Genomic DNA, 22,023 nt, shown 5'->3' on the forward strand with positions numbered 1-22,023 from the left:
CAGATGCGGGGCGCTCTCCCCCCGGGGATCGTCCCGCATCTGGAAGGAGCGGCCGCATCCGCCCCCTCGCGGCCGCTCCTTCACGCCCTTCCCCGCCTCAACCGACCCGGCACTCGCGACGATCATGAGACGAAGCCCGATCCCACGGGGCGCTACCCTGCTGGCCCTGCTCCTGGCGGCCGCGAGCGCGGCCCGCGCCGACGCGCCCGCCTTCCCGGCCAAGGACGAGGCGACCGCGGCAGCCCGCACTGGCGCGCTCGCCGAGGTCCGGGTGGTCACCGCCGGGCTCACGCCGGTCTCGTCCCAGGCCGTCGTGACCGGCGACATCCAGGCCAAGTTCCTGACCAACGTCGCGTTCCGGGTCAGCGGCAAGATCCAGGAGCGCCTGGTCGAGGTCGGCGAGCACGTCACCGCCGACCAGGTGCTCGCGCGCCTCGAGCCGCAGGAGCAGCAGGTCAACGTCGACACCGCGCAGGCCGCCCTCGCCTCGGCCGAGGCCCTGCTGACCCAGGCCAAGGTCAGCTTCGAGCGCCAGCAATCGCTGATGCGCAGCGGCTACACGACCCGGACCGCCTACGACCAGGCCGAGCAGACCCTGCGCACCACGCAGGCCTCGGTCGATTCGGCCAAGGCCAATCTCGGCAATGCCCGCGAGCAGTTCTCCTACACCGAGCTGACGACCGGGGTCGCCGGCATCATCACGGCCCGCAACGCCGAGGCCGGCCAGGTGGTGCAGTCCGGCCAGACCGTGTTCACCCTGGCCCAGGACGGGCCGCGCGACGCGGTGTTCATCGTCCCCGAGACGCTGCTCACCGAGCGGCCGGAGGGTGGGACCATCGACATCATCCTCCTGTCCGATCCGCGGGTGCGCACCACCGGCACGGTGCGGGAGATCTCGCCGGCGGTCGATCCGTCGTCGGGCGGCGTGCGGGTGAAGATCGGCCTCACGAAGGTCCCGCCGGAGATGTCGCTCGGCACCGCGGTGGCGGGGCTTGGCCGGTTCCGGACCCGTCAGGCGATCTCGCTGCCCTGGAGCGCGCTGTTTCGCTGGCAGGACCGGCCGGCGGTCTGGGTGGTCGATCCGGCGAACGGCACCGTCGCGCCCAAGACCGTCGCGATCGACCGCTATGCCGGCTCGGCCATCGTGCTTGCCGGCGGCATCGCGCCGGGCGAGCGGGTGGTCACAGCCGGGATCCAGCTCCTGCGCCCGGGCCAGAAGGTGGCGGTGGTCGGGGAGGACGCACGATGAGGCGCGCATCCGCCCCCGTCCCTCTTCTGGCCGTCACGGTCCTGGCCCTCGCGGGCTGCCAGGCGAAGGAAGCCGAGGCGCCGCCGCCGGTGCGCCCGGTGCTCACCACCACCGCCGTGGCCCGCACCGCCGAGACCTTCGGGCCCTTCGCCGGCACGGTCGAGCCGCGCTACCAGACGCAGGCCGGCTTCCGGGTGCCGGGCCGGATGGTCGCCCGCGACGTCTATGTCGGCGACCTCGTGCCGAAGGGCGCGCGGCTGGCCGCCCTCGATCCCACCGTGCTGCAATTCGCCGTCACCCGGGCCCGGGCCGACGTCACCGATGCCGAGGCGCAGCTCGCCAATGCCAGCGCGGTCGAGGCCCGCCAGCGCACCCTGTTCGAGGGCGGCAACGTCACCCAGGCCGCCCTCGACAGCGCGGTGGCGAGCCGCGACACCGCGGCGGCCCGCCTCGCGCAGGCCAAGGCCGCGCTGCAGAAGGCGACCGACGAGCTCGGCTATGCCACCCTGAAGGCCGATGTCGACGGGGTGGTAACGGCCTGGAACGCCGAGATCGGCCAGGTGGTGAGCGCCGGCCAGTCGGTGGTGACCCTGGCGCGCCCCGACATCCGCGAGGCGGTGGTCGACATCCCGGACGGGCTGATGGCCGGCATCAAGGCCGGCACCGCGTTCACCGTGACCCTGCAGGCTGCCCCGACCATCACCACCACGGGCAAGGTGCGCGAGATCGGGCCGCTCGCCGATCCGGCCACCCGCACCCGCCGGGTGCGCATGACGCTCGTCGACCCGCCGGTGGCCTTCCGCCTCGGCACCACCATCACGGTGGCCCTCGAGCGCGCCACCAAGCCGCGCATCACCCTGCCGGCGACGGCCCTGCTGGAGGCGGAGAACCGCACCAGCGTCTGGGTGGTCGCACCCGACGGCCGGTCGGTCTCGCGCCGCGACGTCGCGGTCGTCCGCCGCGACGACGACGCGGTGACGCTCGAGGGCGGCCTTCAGGCCGGCGAGACCGTGGTGGTGGCGGGCATCCACAGCCTGAAGGACGGCCAGGCGGTGCGCCTCGCCGCCGCGCGGCTCTGAGCCCGTCCTGACAATCCCGCAGCGCATGGCCCGGCGGCCGGCGCTCCACGCCGTTCCAGCGCGAGGCCGCGCCCGATGAAGTCGTTCAACCTCTCCGAATGGGCGCTGTCGCACCGCTCCTTCGTCTGGTTCCTGATGATCGTGGCGATCGTCGCCGGCGCGATGTCCTACCGCAAGCTCGGCCGCGAGGAGGACCCGGCCTTCGCGATCAAGACCATGATCGTGCAGGCGACCTGGCCCGGCGCCACCATCGGCGACACCCTCGACCAGGTCACCGACCGGATCGAGAAGGAGGTGCAGCAGATCAGCGCGGTGGACTACACCAAGAGCTACACCACGCCCGGCCAGGCGACGGTGTTCGTCCAGCTGCGCGACACCACGCCGCCGAAGACGATCCCGTGGCTGTTCTACCAGGTCCGCAAGCGGCTGGGCGACATCAAGGGCACCTTCCCGTCGGGGATGCAGGGCCCGTTCTTCAACGACGAGTTCGGCGACGTCTACGGCAACGTCTACGCCTTCACGGCCGACGGGCTCTCGATGCGCCAGCTGCGCGACTACGTCGAGACGGTCCGCACCCGGATCATCAAGGTGCCGAGCATCGGCAAGACCCAGATCCTCGGCGCCCAGGACGAGGTGATCTCCCTCGACTTCTCGACCCGCAAGCTCGCCGGGCTCGGCATCGACGTGCAGTCGGTGATCAGGACGCTGCAGGCCCAGAACGCGGTGGCGCCCTCGGGCGTGATCCAGGCCGGGCCGGAGCGGGTCTCGGTGCGGGTCGGCGGCCAGTTCGCCGACGAGAACAGCCTGAAGGCCATCAACCTGCGGGTCAACGACCGCTTCTTCCGCCTCTCGGACGTGGCCGAGATCGAGCGCGGCTACGCCGACCCGCCCCAGGCGCTCTTCCGCTACAACGGCCAGCCTGCGATCGGGCTCGCCATCGCCATGCAGCAGAGCGGCAACCTGCTGGAATTCGGCGAGGCGCTGAAGGGCCGGATGCGGCAGGTCGAGGCCGAGCTGCCCGTGGGGGTGGGCATCCATCTCGTGTCGGACCAGCCGCGCATCGTCGAGGAGGCGGTCGGCGGCTTCACCAAGGCGCTCGTCGAGGCGGTGGTGATCGTGCTCGTGGTCTCGTTCCTGAGCCTCGGGGTGCGGGCCGGCCTCGTGGTCTCGTTCTCGATCCCGCTCGTGCTCGCCATCGTGTTCGTGATCATGGAGATCATGGGGGTGACGCTGCAGCGCATCTCGCTCGGCGCGCTGATCATCGCGCTCGGCCTCCTCGTCGACGACGCGATGATCACGGTCGAGATGATGGTGGCACGGCTCGAGGCCGGCGACAGCCTGCACAAGGCCGCGACCTTCGCCTATACCTCGACCGCCTTCCCGATGCTCACCGGCACGCTCGTCACCGTGGCGGGCTTCCTGCCGATCGGCTTCAACGGCTCGGCCGCCGGCGAGTACACCTACTCGCTGTTCGTGGTGATCGCGGCCTCGCTCCTCGTCTCCTGGGTGGTGGCGGTGCTGTTCGCACCCCTGATCGGCGTGAAGATCCTGCCCAAGACCATGAAGGGCCACCACGACAAGCCCAGCCGGCTCCTCGCCGGGTTCAGGGCCCTGCTCCTGCCGGCGATGCGCTTCCGCTGGATCACGGTCGCGGTCTGCATCGGGATGCTGGGGCTCGCGATCGTCGGCATGGGGCGCGTGCAGCAGCAGTTCTTCCCCTCCTCCGACCGGCCCGAGGTGCTGGTCGACCTGACCCTGCCGCAGAATGCCAGCATCGCCGAGACCAAGGCGCAGATGGACCGGTTCGAGGCGGCGCTGAAGGGCGATCCCGACATCAAGCGGTGGAGCTCCTATGTCGGCCAGGGGGCGATCCGCTTCTACCTGCCGCTCGACCAGCAATTGCAGAATGCGTTCTTCGGCCAGATCGTGATCGAGACCGGCTCGCTCGAGGCCCGCGAGCGGACCATCGCGCGGCTCACCGCGCTGGCGCGCCGCGACTTCGTCGGCATCGACGCCTTCATCCACACCCTCGATCTCGGCCCGCCGGTCGGCCGGCCGATCCAGTACCGCATCAGCGGCCCCGACCTGCAGGTGGTGCGCCAGCAGGCGCTGAAGCTCGCCGGTCTCGTGGGGCAGAACCCGCATGTCGGCCTGCCGACCTTCGACTGGAACGAGCCCGGCAAGGTGCTGCGGGTCGAGATCCTGCAGGACAAGGCGCGCCAGCTCGGCGTGACCTCGCAGGACATCGCCGGCATCCTCAACGGGGTGGTCGGCGGCACCTCGATCACCCAGGTCCGGGACGCGATCTACCTCGTCGACGTGGTCGGCCGGGCGCAAGGAGCGGAGCGCCGCTCGGTCGACACCCTCGAGAGCCTGCAGATCGCGACGTCGGGCGGCGCGACGGTGCCGCTCCTCGCCTTCGCGCGGATCCACTACGACCTCGAGCAGCCGATCGTCTGGCGCCGCGACCGGATGCCGACCATCACGGTGCGCGCCTCGATCACCGACGCGACCCAGCCGCCCACCGTGGTGGCGGCCCTCGAACCCGCCATGACGCAGTTCCGCGCCGAATTGCCGGACGGCTACGACCTCGCGACCGGCGGCGCGGTCGAGGAGAGCGCCAAGGGCCAGGGACCGATCGCCGCCGTGGTGCCGGTGATGCTGCTCGTCATGGCGTTCTTCCTGATGGTGCAGCTCCAGAGCATCCAGAAGCTCTTCCTTGTCTCGAGCGTGGCGCCGCTCGGCCTCATCGGCGTCGTGGCGGCCCTGCTGCCGTCGGGCGCGCCGATGGGCTTCGTGGCGATCCTCGGCATCCTGGCGCTGATCGGCATCATCATCCGCAACGCCGTGATCCTGGTGACCCAGATCGACGAGTTCGAGGCCGAGGGCATGGATCCCTGGAACGCCGTGGTGGAGGCGACCTGCCACCGCATGCGCCCGATCCTGCTCACCGCCGCGGCCGCGAGCCTCGGCATGGTGCCGATCGCCCGCGAGGTGTTCTGGGGACCGATGGCCTACGCGATGATCGGCGGCATCATCGCGGCGACCTTCCTGACGCTGTTCTTCCTGCCGGCGCTCTATGTCGGCTGGTACCGGATCCGGCCGCAGAAGAAGGACGGGCATCGGACGGACGGGCATCCGGTCGCGCGGGCCCACGCTCCGGCGGAGGCGTGAGGGACCGCCGCCCGCTCGCGGCGAGGCCGGCGCGCACCGCGCCGCGCCACGGCGCGGACGGACCAGGCGAGGGCGTCCGGATCGATCGCGTCGGTGCGGGGAGGCGAGGTGCCGGCAGAGCCGTTCGCGGAGAGCGATGCGTGCGGGTCGCCGGCCGGGCGCGCTCGTCGGTGAACCCGGGGGGCCGTCCGCGACGGCTCGCTAAACCGCGCCGATGACGCCATCATGGGCGGGCATGCCACCGCCCGTCCGGCACGACGCGCCGCCACTCCGTCCGGTCTCCCCTTGCTCGACCCTCCCCCGCCGCAGGCCCGGCTCGAGACCACGGCCACCCCGATCCCCCCGGCGCCGCGGGCGGCGCGATGGATCCCACGCGCGATCCTGATCGCGGGACTGCTCGCGACGGGGCTGAGCACCGCCCTGATCTGGCGCTCGGCCGAGATGCGCGACCGGCTGGTCTTCCTCCACGCCACCGAGATCGAGCTGCGCACGGTCGAGGACCAGTTCCGCACCTACACGGCCCTCCTGCGCGGGGCCGCCGGCCTGTTCGCGGCCAACGACGATGCCGTCACGCTGGCGGAGTTCCGGGCCTACGTGGAGCGCATCGAGTTCCAGAGCCTCTATCCCGGCTTCCTCGGCATCGGCTTCACGCCGACCATGCCGGCCGCGGAACGCGAGCGGTTCGCCGCGCGGGCCGAGGCGCTGGGCGTGCCCGGCTTCCGCGTGCGCCCGGCGACCGACAATCCCCTGATCAGTCCGGTCCTGTTCGCCGAGCCGCCCAACCCGCGCAACCAGGCCGCGATCGGCTACGACGTGATGTCCGACCCGGTCCGGCGCGACATGGTCGAGCGCGCGCGCGACACCGGCCTGCCGGCCGCCTCGGCGCGCATCCAGCTGGTGCAGGAGATCGACGCGAACAAGCAGGCCGGCTTCCTCGTCGCCATGCCGATCTATGCCGGCGGCCCCGTACCCCCCGACCTCGACGAGCGGCGACGGCGGTTCCTGGGCTTCATCTTCGGCGCCTTCCGGGCCGACGACCTGTTCAACAGCATCGTGGCGGCCGAAGCCGAGGAGGACGCCGCCTTCGCGATCTACGACGGGCTCCCCAGCGAGGCGACGCTGCTGCACCGGTCCGCGCGGGGTTCGAGCGCCGCCGCCGGCCGGCTCACCCGCGAGACGACGCTCGAACTGGGTGGCCGCATCTGGACCGTGCGGTTCGAGCAACGCGTCTCCCCGCGGCGCGGCTCGGCGCTGCTGGAGGTCGGGCTCGTCTGCGGCGGAGGCCTTCTCGCCACGGCCTTGCTGGGCTTTGCCGCGTTCCGGCAGCGTCGCACGCAGGACGAGATCCGCCGGCTCAACGCCTCCCTGGAAGCCCGGGTCGAGGAACGGACGCGCGCCTTGCGGGATGCGGCCGACCGCCTGCGGCAGGCCGGTGAGGACCGCGCCCGCATGGAAGAGGTGCTGCGCCAGTCGCAGAAGATGGAGGCGGTGGGCCAGCTCACCGGCGGCCTGGCGCATGATTTCAACAACCTGCTCGCAGGCATCTCCGGGTCGCTGGAGCTGATCGAGGCCCGCATCGGCCAGGGCCGGTCCAAGGACGTCGCGAAGTACATCGTCGCGGCCCAGGGCGCGTCGAAGCGGGCCGCGGCGCTGACGCACCGCCTTCTCGCCTTCTCGCGGCGCCAGACGCTGGCACCCCGGGCCCTCGACACGAACAGGCTGGTCGAGGGGATGCTCGACCTGATCCAGCGCACCGTCGGCCCGGCCATCGACGTGCAGCACGTCGGTGCCGACGATCTCTGGCCCGCGCTGGTCGATCCCTCGCAGCTCGAGAACTCGCTCCTGAACCTGTGCATCAACGCGCGGGACGCGATGCCGGACGGCGGCCGGATCGTCATCGAGACGGGCAATCGCTGGCTCGACCGCCGGCAGGCGGAGGCGCAGGACATGCCGGAGGGCCAGTACCTGTCGCTGTGCGTGACCGATACCGGCAGCGGGATGCCGCCCGAGGTCGTCGCCCGGGCGTTCGACCCGTTCTTCACCACCAAGCCGATGGGCGCGGGCACGGGCCTCGGCCTGTCGATGATCTACGGCTTCGCCAAGCAGTCGGGCGGGCAGGTGCGGATCACCTCCGAAGTGGGCGTGGGCACGACGGTGTGCCTGTATCTGCCGCGACATCGGGGCGCGGTGGACGCGGAGGTGCCGGACCCCGAGAGGCGTCCGATGGCCCATGCCGGGGCCGGCGAGACCGTGCTGGTCGTGGACGACGAGCCGACCGTGCGCATGCTCGTGACCGACGTGCTGAGCGACCTCGGCTACACCGCGGTCGAGGCCGCGGACGGAGCCGGGGGCTTGCGGGTGCTGCAGTCGGACGCGCGCATCGACCTGCTGGTGACGGATGTGGGCCTGCCCGGCGGCATGAACGGGCGCCAGCTGGCGGACGCCGCCCGGGTCGGCCGTCCGGGCCTGAAGGTCCTGTTCATCACCGGCTACGCGGAGACGGCCCTGCTCGGCAACGGCCAGCTCGAACCCGGCATGGCGGTGATGACCAAGCCGTTCGCCGTCGACGCCCTGGCGTCCCGCATCCGTGAGATGATCGTTTCCTGACCGGCCTCGATGCCGTGGCGGCGGCCCCTCGCGGGCAGCCCGCGCCGGCTTCGCCGTCGCCTTCTCACAGGGCGCGACCCCGGAGCCGGGGCGGTCCCGCGCGCCCGCCAACGCGGTGCGTGCCGACGCCGGCCCGTGCGCGAGAGGCGGCGGCCTGCGCCGCCTCCCCGTGTCCCGGACCGCCATCCGGCGGCTGACGGACCCGCACCGTTCCGCACCGCACCGCCGCGCCCGCGCCGCGTTCGGCCGTCCTGCGGACAGGCCGGTCCGGGCGCGGCCGGAAGGTTGGCGAAGCGTCCCGTGGCGGCGCGTCCCGGCCCGCGCGAGCCTTCGATCGACCGGCCCCTGCCGGTGCAGACCTTCCGGAGGCTTCCCGTGACCCGACGCGCCATCGCCGAACCGCTGCCCCGCAACCTCCTCATCGGCCCGCTCGTCGCGGCCCTACTGGCGGCCTTCGGCGGGCCGCCGGCCCGGGCCCAGCCGGCGGGCGCCGCCGCGGCCGAGGCGGGCGGCGGCACCCTTCTCCTGCGCCACGGGGGGGCCGCGCCGGTCGCGGCGCCGCGACTGGCCGCCGACGCCGCCATCGCGGTGAGCGGGCCGACCGCCCGGGCGACGATCACCCAGGCCTTCCGCAACACCACCGCGGAGTGGGTCGAGGGCACCTACCTGTTCCCCCTGCCGGAGGACGCCGCCGTCGATGCGATGCGGCTCGTGGTCGGCGACCGGGTGATCGTCGCCGACATCCGCGAGCGGCAGGCGGCGCGGCGCGACTACGAGGCCGCCCGGGCCGAGGGCAAGGCCGCCGCCCTGACCGAGCAGCAGCGGCCCAACCTGTTCACCAACGCGGTCGCCAACATCGCCCCGGGCGAGACCGTGCTGGTCCAGATCCAGTACCAGCAGAGCGTGCGGCGCTCCGGCGACACCTACTCCCTGCGCCTGCCGACCGTCGCGGCCCCGCGCTACAGCCCGGCCCCGCCGGCGGTGCAGCAGGCCGCGGAGGGCCGCGAGGCACCCGACCCCGTGCCCGACCGCCACGCGATCGCGGCACCCGTGCTCGATCCGGCCCGCCACGGACCGGTCAACCCGCTGACGCTCTCGGTCGACCTCAAGGCCGGGTTCGCCCTCGGCTCGGTCGCGAGCGCCACCCACGCGATCACCGTCGAGGCCCCGTCCGATCGTGAGCGCCGCATCGGCCTGCGCGACGGCGCCACGGCGGCCGACCGGGATTTCGAGCTGACCTGGACGCCCGCTCCCGGGGCGAGCCCCGGGGTCGGCCTGTTTCGCGAGCGGGTCGCAGGCGCGGAGGCCGTGCTCGCCGTCGTGACCCCGCCCGCGACGGCGCTCCCCGCCGCCCCGATGCCCCGGGACGTGATCTTCGTCATCGACAATTCCGGCTCGATGGGCGGCACCTCGATCCGCCAGGCCAAGGCGAGCCTCCTCGTCGGCCTCGACCGGCTGCGCCCGGGCGACCGCTTCAACGTGATCCGCTTCGACGACACGATGGAGACCGTCTTCCCCGACCTCGTGGCGGCGGACGCGACGCATCTCGACGCGGCCCGGCGCTTCGTCGCCGGGCTCGAGGCGCGCGGCGGCACCGAGATGCTGGCCCCGCTCCAGGCGGCCCTGAGGGACGCCCGCCCCGAGGAGATCGGGCGGGTGCGCCAGGTCGTGTTCCTGACCGACGGCGCGATCGGCGACGAGGCGCGGATCTTCTCGGCCATCGCGGAGGCGCGTGGGCGCACGCGGCTGTTCATGGTCGGGATCGGCTCGGCCCCGAACGGCCACCTGATGCGCCACGCCGCCGAACTCGGCCGCGGCACCTTCACGCAGATCAGCACGGTCGGCGAGGTCGCCGACCGCATGCGCGAGCTCCTGGTCAAGCTCGAGAGCCCGGTCGTCACGGATCTCGCCGCGACCTTCTCGGAGGAGGCCGAGGCGACCCCGTCGCTGCTCCCGGACCTCTACCGCGGCGAGCCGGTGACGATCGCGGCGCGGATGCGGGAGGCCAAGGGGACCCTGACCCTCACCGGCCGGATCGGCGGCGCGCCCTGGCGCACGGTGCTGCGCCTCGACGAGGCACAGGACGGCGCCGGCATCGGCAAGGTCTGGGCCCGGGCCCGGATCGGCGAGGCCGAGACCGCGCGGATCACCGGGCGGATGACCCCCGAGGCCGCCGACGCCGCGATCCTGCGGCTCGCCCTCGACCACGGGCTGACGACGCGCCTGACCTCCCTCGTCGCCGTCGACGCCACGCCGCGCCGGCCCAAGGCCGCCCGCCTCGCGCGGACCGACCTGCCCCTCAACCTGCCGGCCGGCTGGGACTTCGAGGCGGTGTTCGGCCAGGATCTCCCGCACGTCCCAGGCCGGGCTGCGCCCGGGCGTCCGGCCGAGCCCGGACGTCCGGCAGAGCCCGGACGCCGGGCCGAGCTGATCCCGGCCACGACCGGCACTATCGCCCTGCCGCAGACCGGCACGGATTCGGAGCTTCGGCTGCTCATCGGGGCGGCGCTGATCGGCCTCGCCCTGCTCATGCGGGCCGCCAGTCGCCGGGTGGCGCCGTGAGGGCGCTCCCCGCCCTCCTGGCCGCCTGCGGCCTCGGCCTCGCGGCGCAGGGGGCGTGGGTTCCCGCCAAGGCCGCCCTGGCGCAGGCGCTCCTCGCCCGCGCCTTCGCCCGCACCCTCGCGGAGGGCGGCCCCGTCCGCCCCTGGCCCTGGGCCGACACCGTGCCGGTCGCCCGCATCGCCTTCCCGAGCCTCGGGGAGGCGTACCTGGTCCTCTCGGGCGCGAGCGGGCAGGCACTGGCCTTCGGGCCGGGCCAGGTCGAGGGCACGCGGGAGGCGGGGGAGCCCGGAACGGCGGTCTTTGCGGCCCACCGCGACACCCAGTTCCGCAGCCTCGGCCGGCTCCGCCCCGGCGACCCCGTGGAGGTGCGGCGCCGGGACGGGCGGCTCGTGCGCTTCCGCGTCACCGGATCCCGGGTCGTGCGCTGGGACCGGTCCGGGCTCGATCCGGATGCGCCGGGGCGGCACCTCGTCCTCGCCACCTGCTGGCCCCTCGACGCCCTCGCTCCGGGGCCCGAGCGCCTGCTGGTGGAGGCGGTCGCCGAGGCGCCGCCCACGGCCGAGCCTTGACGCCCGGTGAGCTGTGCGGTTTCGTGCGGATCCGTCCGGGCCCGCACGGGTCCGACCGGGACCCGCACGGGTCCCCTTGGGACCCGCAGGATGCCGCCCTTCGAAACCGCGCCCGAGCCCGACGAGGCCGACCTGCCCGAGGGGCAGAGCCGGGCGGTCGCCGACGCGGTGCGCGAGGCGCTCGCCCGGCGCCGCATGTCGCGCCAGGCGCTGGCGGATGCCGCGCGCATCAGCATCTCGACGCTCGAGAAGGCCCTGTCGGGCCGCCGGCCGTTCACGCTGGCCACGACGATCCGTCTCGAGGAGGCGCTGGGGCTGCCGCTCCGGCAGCCGCCGCCGCGCCGGGAGGCGGCGCCCCGCCAGGCGCCTGCGGCCTTCGGCTCCTACACCCGCGCGGCGGTGGCCTTCCTCGAAGGGCGCTTCCTCACGCTCCGGCCGTCCTTCGGGCAGCCCGGGGCGATCTTCGCCTACCGGACCGAGATCGCCTGGGACGTCGAGAGCGCCCGGCTGGTCTTCCGCGAGGCCGAGCGGCTGGACGCGCCCTTCGCCCAGACCGGGACCGTCTCGGTGCCGAACCAGTCGGGCCACATCTACCTCGTCACCGAGTTCCAGGGGCAGTACCGGCTCGCCATGCTCGGCCTTCCGACCATCCAGGGCGAGCTGTTCGGCATCCTGACGACGCTGGTGTCAGGACGAGGCGCGCAGCTCACGCCCGCCGCCACGCCCCTCGCCCTGGTGCCGGAACGCAGCGCCCCGGACGGCGCGTGCTACGGACGCGTCACCGCCGGTGCGCCCTGCGAGCCGGCCTACCGGGCGATCCTCGACCGGGTGCGGGACGGCTTCGCGGTCTTTCCCGGCTGCCTGCCGCCCGGCGCGCTCCCGGGGGCGTGAGGGTGACGACCGCCCTCCCCGATCACGTCGCCTCCGTCACGGCGACGGCCGGCCGCCCTTCGGCCTGGCGCCGCCACGCCTGAGACGGGGGCCGGTCGGGCAGCCAGGGTGACGAATGGCGAGGTCTCGTGCGCCTTTCGTCCCGTCGCCGAGCGGGAGGCGCCGCGGATGGCCCGCTCCGCACGCCGCCGGCACGCGACCGAGAAAAACGCCGGCCATCGCACGACCAGCCATTCCCGATCCCGCAAAAACCGGTCTGGTCGTCCCAGGGCCCCGGCGAGGGCGGACAGCGCCCGACCGGAGATGCGCCATGGCAATGAATTCGCGACCGATCTCGCTCCTCACCCTTCTCGGCCTGCTCTGCGGCACGGCCCCGGCCCTCGCGCAGCAGGACGGCGGCAACGAGCGCCGCGGCGACCAGGAATTCATCGGCATCGATCTCGACACCGGCGGCATCTATTACGACGGCCGGGATTCCGGGCACTACTGCCTCTACCGCACGATCGAGGTGTTCAACCGCCTCACCGGCGTCATCGAGCCGCGGCGGGTGCGCCGGTGCGGCCGCGGCCTCACCCTGCGCTGAAGGGAGCGCCGGATGATCTCCCGCCTCTCGCCGCTCCGCCTCGCCCTCCTCAGCCTCGCCCTCCTAGGTCTCAACTTGGCGCTCATCGCCGGGTAGAAAATCGCTACGCCATGCAACGGCCGGTTTTCGTGTCCAGGCTCCGGCCGCTCGGACCGGATCGACCGGTCATCGGGGGGCGCTCCCCCGCCTCGGGGAAGGGAGACCGCGCATGACGACAGGCATGACGTTGCGGGGCCGCGCCGCCCGCGTCGGGCTCGCGCTCCTGGTACAGGCCGCCGCGATCCTCTGTTGCGGCGCGGCCCGGGCCGCGCCCGAGGCGCCGGCCTTCTCCGACAACGGCGACTCGGTCGCCGTGGTGATCGGCAACGGCCGCTACAAGCAGACGGTGCCGGTCGATTACGCCCACAACGACGCCGAGGCGATGCGCGCCTACCTGGTGGAGCGGCTCGGCTACCGCGACGCCAACGTCTTCGTCCTCAAGGACGCGACGCTCAACGAGTTCAACCAGGTCTTCGGCACCGAGAAGAACCCGCAATCCGGCCGCCTGTGGCGCAGCGTGCGCGAGGGGCGCTCGAACGTCTTCGTCTACTACTCGGGGCACGGCGTGCCGGACCTCGCCAGCCGCCAGCCTTTCCTGCTGCCGGAGGACGGCAACCCCAACCAGGGCGAGAGCGGCTACGCCCTCGAGACGCTCTACCGCAACCTCGACCTCGTGAAGCGCAAGATCGGGCCCGAGCGCCAGCTCGTGGTGATGGTCGATGCCTGCTTCACCGGCGAGACCGGGCGAAAAGGGGAGAGCCTGCTCGCGGTCTCGGCTCCCGGCTTCGCCCCGTCCCGGCCGAAGGCCGAGAGCGGGATCGTGCGCGTCGTGGCGACCTCGGGCGCGACACCGGCGAACTGGGACGAGGTGAACCGCCTCGGCCTCCTCACCAGCCGCTTCCTGATGGGCGTCTCGGGCCTCGCCGACGCCAGGGAGCAGCAGGGGGACGGCGACGGGCAGGTCGCCTGGGCGGAACTGAAGCGCTACCTGCGGCGCGAGGTCGAGGAGGCGGCCCGCCGCGCCTCCGGCCGCGAGCAGGTGCCGGAGATCGACGACGCGCCGATCGTGCTCAAGGCCTCGCTGCCCGTCGCGGCGGTGGCGAGGGGCGTCGCGGCCCTGCGCGACGAGGCGGCGTGGCGGCGGGCGGAAGGGCTCGGGACGCGGGAGGCGTTCGAGGCCTATATCGGCACCTGCGGCGAGGTCTGCGCCTACCGTCCCCGGGCGATGGACCGGCTGCTCGCCGGCCGGCAGCGCGACGCGGCGGCGATCGACCAGGAGAACTGGGCGAAGTTCGGCGCGGCGCGGCAGTACCAGGCCTATCTCGATTCCTGCACCGGGCCTTGCGCCTACCGAAGCCTGGCGGAGGGCTATCTCGGCGGCTCGGACCCGAACGGCGACCCGCGGGTGAGAGCGTGCGACGCGCTCGCCGCCGGCAGCGACGATCCCGACCGGCCCAAGGGGGTCGCGGGGGTGAAGTTCGGGCGGATCGAGGCCGGGACCGCGATCGAGGCCTGCCGCGGGGCGTCGGCCGCCTATCCGTCCCTGCGCCGCCTCGCCTACCAGCTCGGCCGCGCCTACGACCGGGCCGACCGGTCGAGGGACGCCTTCGCGGCCTACGACAGGGCCGCCAAGGCCGGCAGCGTGGCGGCGATGAACAACCTCGCCACGCTCTACGAGAACGGCCAGGGCGTGAAGCGCTCGCAAGCCGAGGCTTTCCGCCTCTACCGCCAGGCCGGCGAGGCCGGCAACGTGGTGGCCCTCGCCAACGCCGCGCGCATGCTCGAATACGGCAACGGCATCCCGAAGAACGAGGCCGAGGCGGCGGAGCTCTATAAACGCGCCGCGGAGGGCGGCGACGTGCCCTCGATCAGCAAGCTGGTGCCGCACTACGCCACCGGGGCCTACGGCTTCCCGAAGGACCTGCGCCAGGGCTTCGACCTCTTCCGCAAGGCGGCCGAGAGGGGCGACCCCGTCGCGATGGCGACCATGGCGACCCTGATCGACAACGGCTTCTCCCGCTACTTCCCGGGGGTGAGCGCCGCCGACATGGTGCTGCAGGCGCTCAAGCGCGGCGAGCTCGGCGCGGCCTCGGTCTCGGCCACCGACACCGCGGCCCAGAAGCTCAAGCCCGAGACGATCCGCACCGTGCAGCGCGCGATCAAGCAGGCGGACTACTATCCGGGGGCGCTCGACGGGCGCTTCAACCCGGTCTTCGTGCGTGCCCTCGACCAATACGCCAAGGCGAACGAGGCGGAATGAGACGCCTCCTCGCCGCATCGCTCGCCGGGCTCGTCGCGGCGCTCCCCGTCCCTCGGCCTGCCCGCGCCGATCCCGGCACCGACGCCCTCGCGCCCTTCCTCGACGCGGTCGCGGCCTGCGCCGGGCGGGCCGACTTGTCGCTCGCGGTGATCGGGCCCGAGCCCGGTCAGACCGCATGGTCGCGCGAGCAGGCCGAGGAGGTGCGCCTCGCGGTCGAGAGCCGGCTGCAGGGAACCGGCCGGGTGCGGCTCGCCGCGGCCGCCGACGTGGTGCGGGTCAAGGCCCTGCGCGAGGGCACGACCGGTCTGTCCGGACCGGAAGCCGAGGCGCAGATCCGGGCGGCCTTCTCGGGCGACGCCAGCGTCTTCCTGGTCGAGCCGCGCCGCGCCGGCGAGACCGCGGCGTTCCGGCTCCAGGCGATCACCCGTGCTGCCTCCTGCAAGGCGACGAGCGAGCCCGTGACGGTGCCGATCCGCGTCGGCGCCGGCGTCGCCGACGTCGATGCCGAGATGGAGCGGGCGGTCAAGGCCTTCGGGCAGGCGGCGCCGGCCGTGTCCGCGGTCGAGGTCTGCCCGTTCGAGGCCGAGGGCGGGCACTCGACCTGCGCCGGGGTGCTGACCGACCGTCTGCTGATCGCCCTCGACGCGGAGGCGCGGTCCGCCAACCGCATCCTCAAGGGCGCGCGGTTCGAGGTGCGCCGCCGCCCGCCCGGCACGGCCTGCACCGGACCGGTCACGGCGCGGGGCCGCTTCCTCACCGACCGCGAGCGCCGCTCCTGGATGGAGGTGGAGTTCCAGCGCGACGGCGCGGTGCTGGCGCCGACCGGGCGGCGGCGCATCGGCATCGAGGGCCTGGGCTGCGACCCGACACCCCGCCCCTTCCTCGACCACCTGGCGGCGACGGCGCGTACCGATGGCGGCCGCCTCGCCGTCGCCGCCACCGCCACGCCGTTCGCCCCCGGCCAGCGGATCGAGCTGCGCATCGACGCGAAGGCGCGCCAGAGCCTGTATTGCTGGGTGGTCGCCCCGGACGAGACCGCCTTCGTGGCGCTGCCGGTGCGCGGCAACCCCGCCTCGCTGCAGCCGCTCGCTCCCGGCGACGTGCGACGCTACCCCGGGGGTTACGGGCTCGAGGAGGTCGTGGCCGGCGCCGCCTTCGAGAACCTGTTTGCCTGCTTCGGCGTCGCCGGCGGCCTGCCGCCGGACCTCTCCGAGCGCTGGCTTTCCGCCGCGCCCGGCACCGAGGGCGAGGCGCGGCTGCTGCGGCCGCCCGAGGTGCTCGACCTCGTGGAGAGGATCCGGGCGGTGCCGGGCGTGACCGAGGCGACGGCCAGGATCGTGGTGCGATGACGCCGACGGTCCGGGGATGACGGGCCTGCAGGACAGGGGTATCGACCGATGACGGACGAGCGCGGGACCAAGGCAGGCGCATGACCGGCGGGTACGACGAGCGTTGCGCGGCCGATCTCGCCGCGGTGGCCGAGGGCCGCGGCCTCTCCCGCGAGGACCGCGCCTGGCTCGCCCGGGTCGTCGCCGGCGCGGTGCGGCCGAACCGCGACAAGCCGCTCTGGGACCTCGCCCACGCGCTGGCCGCCCTGGCGGCGCTCACCGGCGCCCGCGACGGGCGCGACCTCGTCACCCTCGCCCTCGATCCGGGACTGGCGCGGGCCGACCGGCTCGAAGCCAGCTTCTCCGGCTCGGGTGGCGCCGTCGATGCCCGCGGCCTCGTCCTGCCGGACGGGGAGCGGAGCTGGCGCACGACTTGGTCCGGCCTCGCACGGCTCCTGGCGCTCGCCGAGTTCGTGCTGACGGCGGAGGAGCTGGCGCAGTTCGCCACCGTCACCGGCTGGCTCGACGCTCTCGCCGCCTCGCCCGACCGGGAGGGCGCCGCCGCCTTGAGCCGGCGGCTGGCGCGCCATCTCGGCGCCTACCGTCAGGCGCACCTGCCGCTGGCGCCGCTGGAGCGGCGCTTCCGGGCGATCCTCGCCTTCCTGGGCGGGCGCCGCACCTTCACGGACGACGACATCCTCGATTTCTGGCGCGGGCAGATGCGCCACGACGACCGGCCGGGCTTCCGCACGGTGGCCGAGCATTTCGTGACCTTCGAGGTCGCGTCCGCGCTGCTCGGCGGCCTTCTGGAACTCGCCGCCCCGGCCTCCCTCGACGCGCAGGACGGCTGGGAGGATCGCCTCGACGCCTCGCTGGCGGACCTCGCGGCGGCCGAGCCGGCCGAACCCCTGGCGGACCTGCTCGCCGGCCTGCCGGACGGGCCCAAGATCCTCACCGGCGCGGAGCGCGACGAGCTCGCCGAGTTCTTCCGTCTCGAGCCGTTCCACCGCACCCGCCCGCTCACGACGCTGCGGGCCGCGAGCTTCGGGCGGGTGCAATCCGGCCTCGCCAACCGGCTGCGCCGCGGCGGCGGCGGCGCGGGCATCGCCGAGCGCAGCGCCTGCGCCGAGGCCGAGCCCTACCCGGCGCTCGCCGAGCGGGCGGCGGCCCTGAGCGCCCATCTCGACCGGATGCTGCGGATCGCCGCCGCCCTGCGGGTGCCGGCTGAGGCCGAGGGCCTGTCCCCGGAGGTAGGCCGCGCCCTCGCGGCGGCGCTCGCCGACATCCGGCGGGTGCGGCGTGCCGGCTTCGACGATCCCGACCGGCTCGCGGCGGGCTTCGCCGCGGCGGATGCCGCGCTGCTCCGTCTCGCCGAGGAGACCGGCCGGCTCGCCCGCGCGATCGCCGGCCTCGCCCGGCACCGGCCGCTGGAGGCAGCCTTCGCGGCGGACCGGCAGGTCTTCGCCCAGACCTTCGCGCAGGCCTACGCGGCGGAAGCGACCGCGTGAGCGACGAGGCCCGCCTGCTCGCGGAAATCCACGCGGCCCGCACCCTGATGCGGGCGGGCACGCGCGACGCCGTCCGGCGTCCGGGCGTCGGAGCGCTCTGGGCCCACGCCACCCGCGCGCCGGGCGCGCCGGTCGACCTCGCGATGATGCGGGCGATCCGCGACGATCCCGAGACGGCGCGGCGCTACCGCGCGCTGCTCGCCGGGCAGGCGATCGCGCACGCCCCCCATGCGGTCGCGGCCTCCGACGGCCAGGTCACGGCGCGGCGCGTCGGCGCCTTCACCCTGGAGATCCTGCCGGCGACCGAGGACGCGCCGCCGCTCCTGGTCCTGCGCGGCGTCGGGGCGCGGGCGCCACGGTCGATCGAGGCGAGTCTCGGCGACGAGACCGTGCGGCTGGCGCTCCCGCCGGCGCTCGACGACGCGATCCTCGTCGCCTTGGACCCGGCGGTGCCGGAGGCGGCGCGGCTGGGCGCGATGCTGCGGGAGCCGGCTTGCGCGGTGTTCCTGCTGTGATGAGGGGTGTCTGGCCTTCGCCGGTGGTTGATCGCGCGCGAACCGGCTCGTGCGGCGTCTTCCATGGATCGAAGGATCCTCCGCCTGTCCAGGTGGTTTCACGTCCTGCCGTGCCGATCGCCAGTCCCCGCAAGAGGCAGATCCGTATGGGGAAAGACGAGGCGCGGTTTCCTCCTCTCCGGGCGGGCGGGCAGCGGCTCTCGTTCCCCTCGTGGGGGACGAAAGGAGCGGCGAACCGCAGGTTCGCCGCGAGGGTGAGGGGGTGGTGCCGGAAGAGCCACATCCCTGGACACCCCCTCACCCCCGCTCCGGCTGAGCCTGCGCTGGCTTCATCCCCCGCGCGTCATCCGGCAATGTGGGGATGTGGTGATCCATGCAGGGGACGGTATTCCGCCACGTCGCGTGGCGGGGCTGTTCCTGGCATGCACCGCCCGGACGCCGCATGACCCCGACCTCGGTCCTGGTCGTGGTGCCGACGACCGGCGGGCCGGTGGTGCTGCGCAGCCTGAGATCCCGCCCCGGGCTGCCGGCCTCCGCCGCCTTCGCGGCGGGCGATTATCGGCCCCTGCCCTGGTCGGGCGATTACGCGCGGCTCGCCGCCGCCGGCGGGCCGCTGTCGCGCCTCGCGGATGTCGACGCGGGACCTTACGAATTGCGCCTCTCCGGCTCCTTCGATGCCGGGCGCTCGTGGGAGGTGCCGGTCTGCCTCGCCCACGGCCTCGTGGCGCGCGGGTACGCGCTCACGACCGAGCCCGAGGCGGCCGACCTCGTCCTGTGGGCGACCGGCGCGGTCGACCTCGACCTCGCGGTGCTGCCGGGCGATTACGCGCTCCTCGACAAGGTCGCGCGCTCCCGCGACCTCCTGGCGACGGCGGAGCGGGCGGACCTCGCGGTGCTGCTGCCGGAGGGACCGGAGACGGAAGAGGCCGAGCGGGCCTTCGGCGCCCTCGGGCGGGCGCGCCCGCCGGTCCTGCTGCCGGGCGCGGACGTGCCGGGCGCGCTCGCGACGCTGCTGCGGCCGGTGCCTCCCGCCGTCCCGACGGCCCGACGGCACCCCCGCATGCTCGCTGGCCTCGCCGTGCTCGCCGCCGCGTCGATCCTCGCCGGGGGAGCCGCGGCGCTCCGCCCACGCCCGGAGGCGGAGCGGCCGGCCGTCGACGACGCGGGCACCGCGTCGGTCGAGCCCCGTCCGGCCGTCGCGCCCGCCCCGGCGAGCGCCGTCGTGGTCGAGGAACTGATCGCCCCGGCCGGCTCGTCCTGCCGGCGGGTCGCCTTCGGGGCCGAGGCGCCCGTGCGGCGCCTGGTGCCGCGTGAGGCGCAGGGCCGGCTGCGGGCAAGCCGCCTCGCCCCGGACCTGTGCGGCGTTGCCATCCGCCCCGCCTCGCCGGGCCCCCGCATCGCGGTCGGTCCCGAACTGACCGGAGCCGCCCTGCCGCCGACGCGGCTGCCCGACGGCGCCGAGGCCTACTTCCTGCGCGAGAACGGCCGGCGACACCTCGTCTACGCGGTCCAGGCCATTCCGGACCCCGCCAAGCCGGAGGCGGATGCATCCCCTGCCGGCGAGCGGCTCACCCACGCCCTCACCCCCTGAAGGACTTGGTCCGGACCGGAAACGACTTTCTTTGACTTGCGACGCAGCAGACGGCATAACGCCGCCGCCGAGAGGAGGACAGCGATGGCCATAAGCCACCGGACACGCCGCTCGACCACAGGGGGGACCTGGCGAATATCTTGCCTGATCCTGGGACTCGGGGCCGCTGACGCTGCGCGCGCCCAGAGCGTCGGCTTCGACCCGGCCGATTACGGTCGCGCGCAGCTGCCGTTGCGTCAGACCACCGGCGACGCGGCTGCCGTCATCGACCGCAACAAGGGCGCGTTCGAGCCCATCGCCGAGCTCGACCCGCGGGACGGCCTCGCCGCTCTCGCCCGCCCGATCGGCCGGGTCGACATCGTCCTGAGGAACGCCCGCACCGGCCAGATGGTCGGCGCCTCCTGCACCGGCGCGCTCCTGCCCGGCGACTACGTGCTCACCAACCACCATTGCCTGCCGCAATCGGGCGACCTGACACCGGTCAAGGCCTCGATCCTGATGGATTACCTGACCCTCGACGGGCAGGGCGCGCGGCGGTTCGAGATCGACCCCAAGCCGGTCGAGTTCGACGCGCGCCTCGACTACGCGCTCGCCCGCGCCGCCGGCAGCCCGACCGCCACCTACGGCGCGGCCCGGCTCTCCGGCGAGGCGGTGCCGGGCAACCGCTCGATGCTCGTCATCCACCACCCCCTCGGGCGGCCGAAGGTGATGAGCCGGTTCCGCTGCTTCGCCCTCAAGGAGCAGGGCGAGGGGCCGGACCTGCGCCATCGCTGCGACACGCTCGGCGGCTCCTCCGGCTCGCTGATGTTCGACGCCTCGGTGGCCGGCGTCGCCCTGCACAAGGAGGGCGGCCTCGACCCGAAGGATCCGTCGAGCTTCAACAGCGCGACGCGCCTCTCGGCGATCCTCGGCCGCAGCCGCGTGCTGTCCGAGATCGCCGCGCGCCAGGGCCGCCCGCCCGCCGCTACGGCGGCGGCGGACCCGGCGCCGCCACCGGCCGCGTCGCCATCCGGACCCGCGGCGCCCGCGCCCGGCGGCCCCCTCGATCCGGCCCGGATGAACGCGATCCTGCGCGGGCGCTGACCGCATCGAAGAAAATCTCCTGCCGGCGCGGCGAAAGCCGCTCTGGCCTGTCCAGGCACGGGGTGTGGGGGCCGAAGCAAGGCCCGCGAGAGAGGAGAGCGGACCCATGGAGAGCCGATCCATGCGGATCGACGGCGCGCCCGCGCGGCCAGCCGTCACGCCATCAGCCGCCATCCGGCGCACGGCGCGGCGACGTCTCGGCCGCTCCTGCCTCGCCGTGGCGGTCGGCCTCGTGGTCGCCCTCACGGGCGCGGCGCGCGCGAACCCGCTGACCGCCGTGCCGGGTGCCGGAGAGCGGCCGGACGAGGCCGGCCCGGCGGAGGCCGACATCCGCAGCCCCTCCGCCACCGCGATCATCCGCTCGCTCGCCCCCTTCGCGGACGGTCATCCGGGCGCCCCGGCCCGGGCGCTGTCCCCCGACGATGGCGGGCCGGCGCTCCGCATCGATCCGGCCCGCTCGGTCGATCTCACGGTCTTCTTCGCCTATGACAGCGCCCGCCTCACGCCGGAGGCGCGCATCCAGCTCGCGCCGCTCGGCCAGGCCCTCGCCTCCCGCGCCCTTGCCGGCCACGGCTTCCTCATCGCCGGCCACACCGATGCGGCAGGAGCGCCCGCCCATAACCGGCGCCTGTCGCTGGCCCGCGCCCGGGCGGTGCGGGCCCACCTCGTCGAGGCCTACGGCATCGACCCGGACCGCTTGCGCGTGCACGGCTGGGGCCCGAGCCGCCCGAGGGACCCGGCCGCGCCCCTGTCGCGGGTCAACCGCCGGGTCGAGGTCAGCCTCATCGCCCCCGCCCGCCAGGGCGCGCTCCGCTTCCTCGCGCCGGCGGCCGAGGCGGCCTGCGACGACGCCCTCGGCGAACCGCTGGCCGATCCGCGCCTGCGCGTCGCCCTCGACCTCGACGACTTCGCGGCGGCGCCGAGCCTGCGCCCCTGCGCCGAGTGAACCGGGCCCCGGCCCGGGACAACGCCCCCGAGACTCCCA

General features: G+C 74.3%; 15 protein-coding genes. All 15 read left to right on the plus strand.

The features are described 5' to 3' along the window. Nucleotides 1-124 precede the first annotated feature (124 nt). Nucleotides 125-1,249, plus strand: a complete 1,125-nt coding sequence (locus tag EU555_RS03425) for an efflux RND transporter periplasmic adaptor subunit (RefSeq protein ID WP_135413052.1) — start codon at nt 125-127, stop codon at nt 1,247-1,249. Beyond that, on the plus strand, nt 1,246-2,328 hold the full coding sequence (locus EU555_RS03430; protein ID WP_135413053.1) for an efflux RND transporter periplasmic adaptor subunit: 1,083 nt from the start codon (nt 1,246-1,248) through the stop codon (nt 2,326-2,328). Before EU555_RS03425 ends, EU555_RS03430 begins: the two co-directional genes overlap by 4 nt. Nucleotides 2,329-2,403: 75 nt before the next feature. Further along, a complete protein-coding gene (locus tag EU555_RS03435) occupies nt 2,404-5,502 on the plus strand; it encodes an efflux RND transporter permease subunit (RefSeq protein ID WP_135413054.1) in 3,099 nt (1,032 codons plus the stop codon). Between the two features lie 441 nt (nt 5,503-5,943). Next, on the plus strand, nt 5,944-8,109 hold the full coding sequence (locus EU555_RS03440; protein WP_342636462.1) for a CHASE domain-containing protein: 2,166 nt from the start codon (nt 5,944-5,946) through the stop codon (nt 8,107-8,109). Nucleotides 8,110-8,484: 375 nt separating this feature from the next. After that, on the plus strand, nt 8,485-10,671 hold the full coding sequence (locus EU555_RS03445) for a marine proteobacterial sortase target protein (RefSeq protein WP_245524120.1): 2,187 nt from the start codon (nt 8,485-8,487) through the stop codon (nt 10,669-10,671). Next, nucleotides 10,668-11,240, plus strand: a complete 573-nt coding sequence (locus EU555_RS03450; RefSeq protein ID WP_135413056.1) for a class GN sortase — start codon at nt 10,668-10,670, stop codon at nt 11,238-11,240. Before EU555_RS03445 ends, EU555_RS03450 begins: the two co-directional genes overlap by 4 nt. Nucleotides 11,241-11,330: 90 nt before the next feature. Next, nucleotides 11,331-12,131, plus strand: a complete 801-nt coding sequence (locus tag EU555_RS03455) for a helix-turn-helix domain-containing protein (protein ID WP_135413057.1) — start codon at nt 11,331-11,333, stop codon at nt 12,129-12,131. A 310-nt stretch (nt 12,132-12,441) separates the two neighbouring features. Further along, nucleotides 12,442-12,714, plus strand: a complete 273-nt coding sequence (locus tag EU555_RS03460; protein WP_245524121.1) for a hypothetical protein — start codon at nt 12,442-12,444, stop codon at nt 12,712-12,714. A 208-nt stretch (nt 12,715-12,922) separates the two neighbouring features. Beyond that, nucleotides 12,923-15,013: a caspase family protein gene (locus EU555_RS03465; protein WP_135413058.1), complete on the plus strand. Its 2,091-nt coding sequence runs from the start codon at nt 12,923-12,925 to the stop codon at nt 15,011-15,013. Next, complete coding sequence (locus tag EU555_RS03470; RefSeq protein WP_135413059.1) at nt 15,010-16,362, plus strand: hypothetical protein; 1,353 nt, start codon at nt 15,010-15,012, stop codon at nt 16,360-16,362. The genes EU555_RS03465 and EU555_RS03470 overlap by 4 nt, the downstream gene beginning before the upstream one ends. Before the next feature lie 80 nt (nt 16,363-16,442). Continuing rightward, a complete protein-coding gene (locus EU555_RS03475) occupies nt 16,443-17,849 on the plus strand; it encodes a hypothetical protein (RefSeq protein ID WP_135413060.1) in 1,407 nt (468 codons plus the stop codon). Continuing rightward, a complete protein-coding gene (locus EU555_RS03480) occupies nt 17,846-18,364 on the plus strand; it encodes a hypothetical protein (protein WP_135413061.1) in 519 nt (172 codons plus the stop codon). Before EU555_RS03475 ends, EU555_RS03480 begins: the two co-directional genes overlap by 4 nt. A 442-nt stretch (nt 18,365-18,806) precedes the next feature. Beyond that, nucleotides 18,807-19,955: a hypothetical protein gene (locus tag EU555_RS03485; protein ID WP_135413062.1), complete on the plus strand. Its 1,149-nt coding sequence runs from the start codon at nt 18,807-18,809 to the stop codon at nt 19,953-19,955. 231 nt (nt 19,956-20,186) lie between these two features. Next, nucleotides 20,187-21,038 carry a trypsin-like serine peptidase gene (locus EU555_RS03490; RefSeq protein WP_245524122.1) on the plus strand — a complete coding sequence of 284 codons (852 nt, stop codon included), beginning with the start codon at nt 20,187-20,189 and terminating at the stop codon, nt 21,036-21,038. A 106-nt stretch (nt 21,039-21,144) separates the two neighbouring features. Then, nucleotides 21,145-21,984, plus strand: coding sequence for an OmpA family protein (locus EU555_RS03495; protein ID WP_245524123.1), 840 nt, complete (start codon nt 21,145-21,147; stop codon nt 21,982-21,984). Nucleotides 21,985-22,023: the final 39 nt, after the last annotated feature.

This window comes from Methylobacterium nonmethylotrophicum, assembly GCF_004745635.1.
Classification (GTDB): domain Bacteria; phylum Pseudomonadota; class Alphaproteobacteria; order Rhizobiales; family Beijerinckiaceae; genus Methylobacterium; species Methylobacterium nonmethylotrophicum.

Coding starts and splice junctions, on each gene's coding strand:
- EU555_RS03425 (WP_135413052.1), top strand. CDS start 125: ATGAGACGAAGCCCGATCCCACGGGGCGCTACCCTGCTGGCCCTGCTC.
- EU555_RS03430 (WP_135413053.1), top strand. CDS start 1,246: ATGAGGCGCGCATCCGCCCCCGTCCCTCTTCTGGCCGTCACGGTCCTG.
- EU555_RS03435 (WP_135413054.1), top strand. CDS start 2,404: ATGAAGTCGTTCAACCTCTCCGAATGGGCGCTGTCGCACCGCTCCTTC.
- EU555_RS03440 (WP_342636462.1), top strand. CDS start 5,944: ATGCGCGACCGGCTGGTCTTCCTCCACGCCACCGAGATCGAGCTGCGC.
- EU555_RS03455 (WP_135413057.1), top strand. CDS start 11,331: ATGCCGCCCTTCGAAACCGCGCCCGAGCCCGACGAGGCCGACCTGCCC.
- EU555_RS03460 (WP_245524121.1), top strand. CDS start 12,442: ATGGCAATGAATTCGCGACCGATCTCGCTCCTCACCCTTCTCGGCCTG.
- EU555_RS03465 (WP_135413058.1), top strand. CDS start 12,923: ATGACGACAGGCATGACGTTGCGGGGCCGCGCCGCCCGCGTCGGGCTC.
- EU555_RS03470 (WP_135413059.1), top strand. CDS start 15,010: ATGAGACGCCTCCTCGCCGCATCGCTCGCCGGGCTCGTCGCGGCGCTC.
- EU555_RS03475 (WP_135413060.1), top strand. CDS start 16,443: ATGACCGGCGGGTACGACGAGCGTTGCGCGGCCGATCTCGCCGCGGTG.
- EU555_RS03485 (WP_135413062.1), top strand. CDS start 18,807: ATGACCCCGACCTCGGTCCTGGTCGTGGTGCCGACGACCGGCGGGCCG.
- EU555_RS03495 (WP_245524123.1), top strand. CDS start 21,145: ATGGAGAGCCGATCCATGCGGATCGACGGCGCGCCCGCGCGGCCAGCC.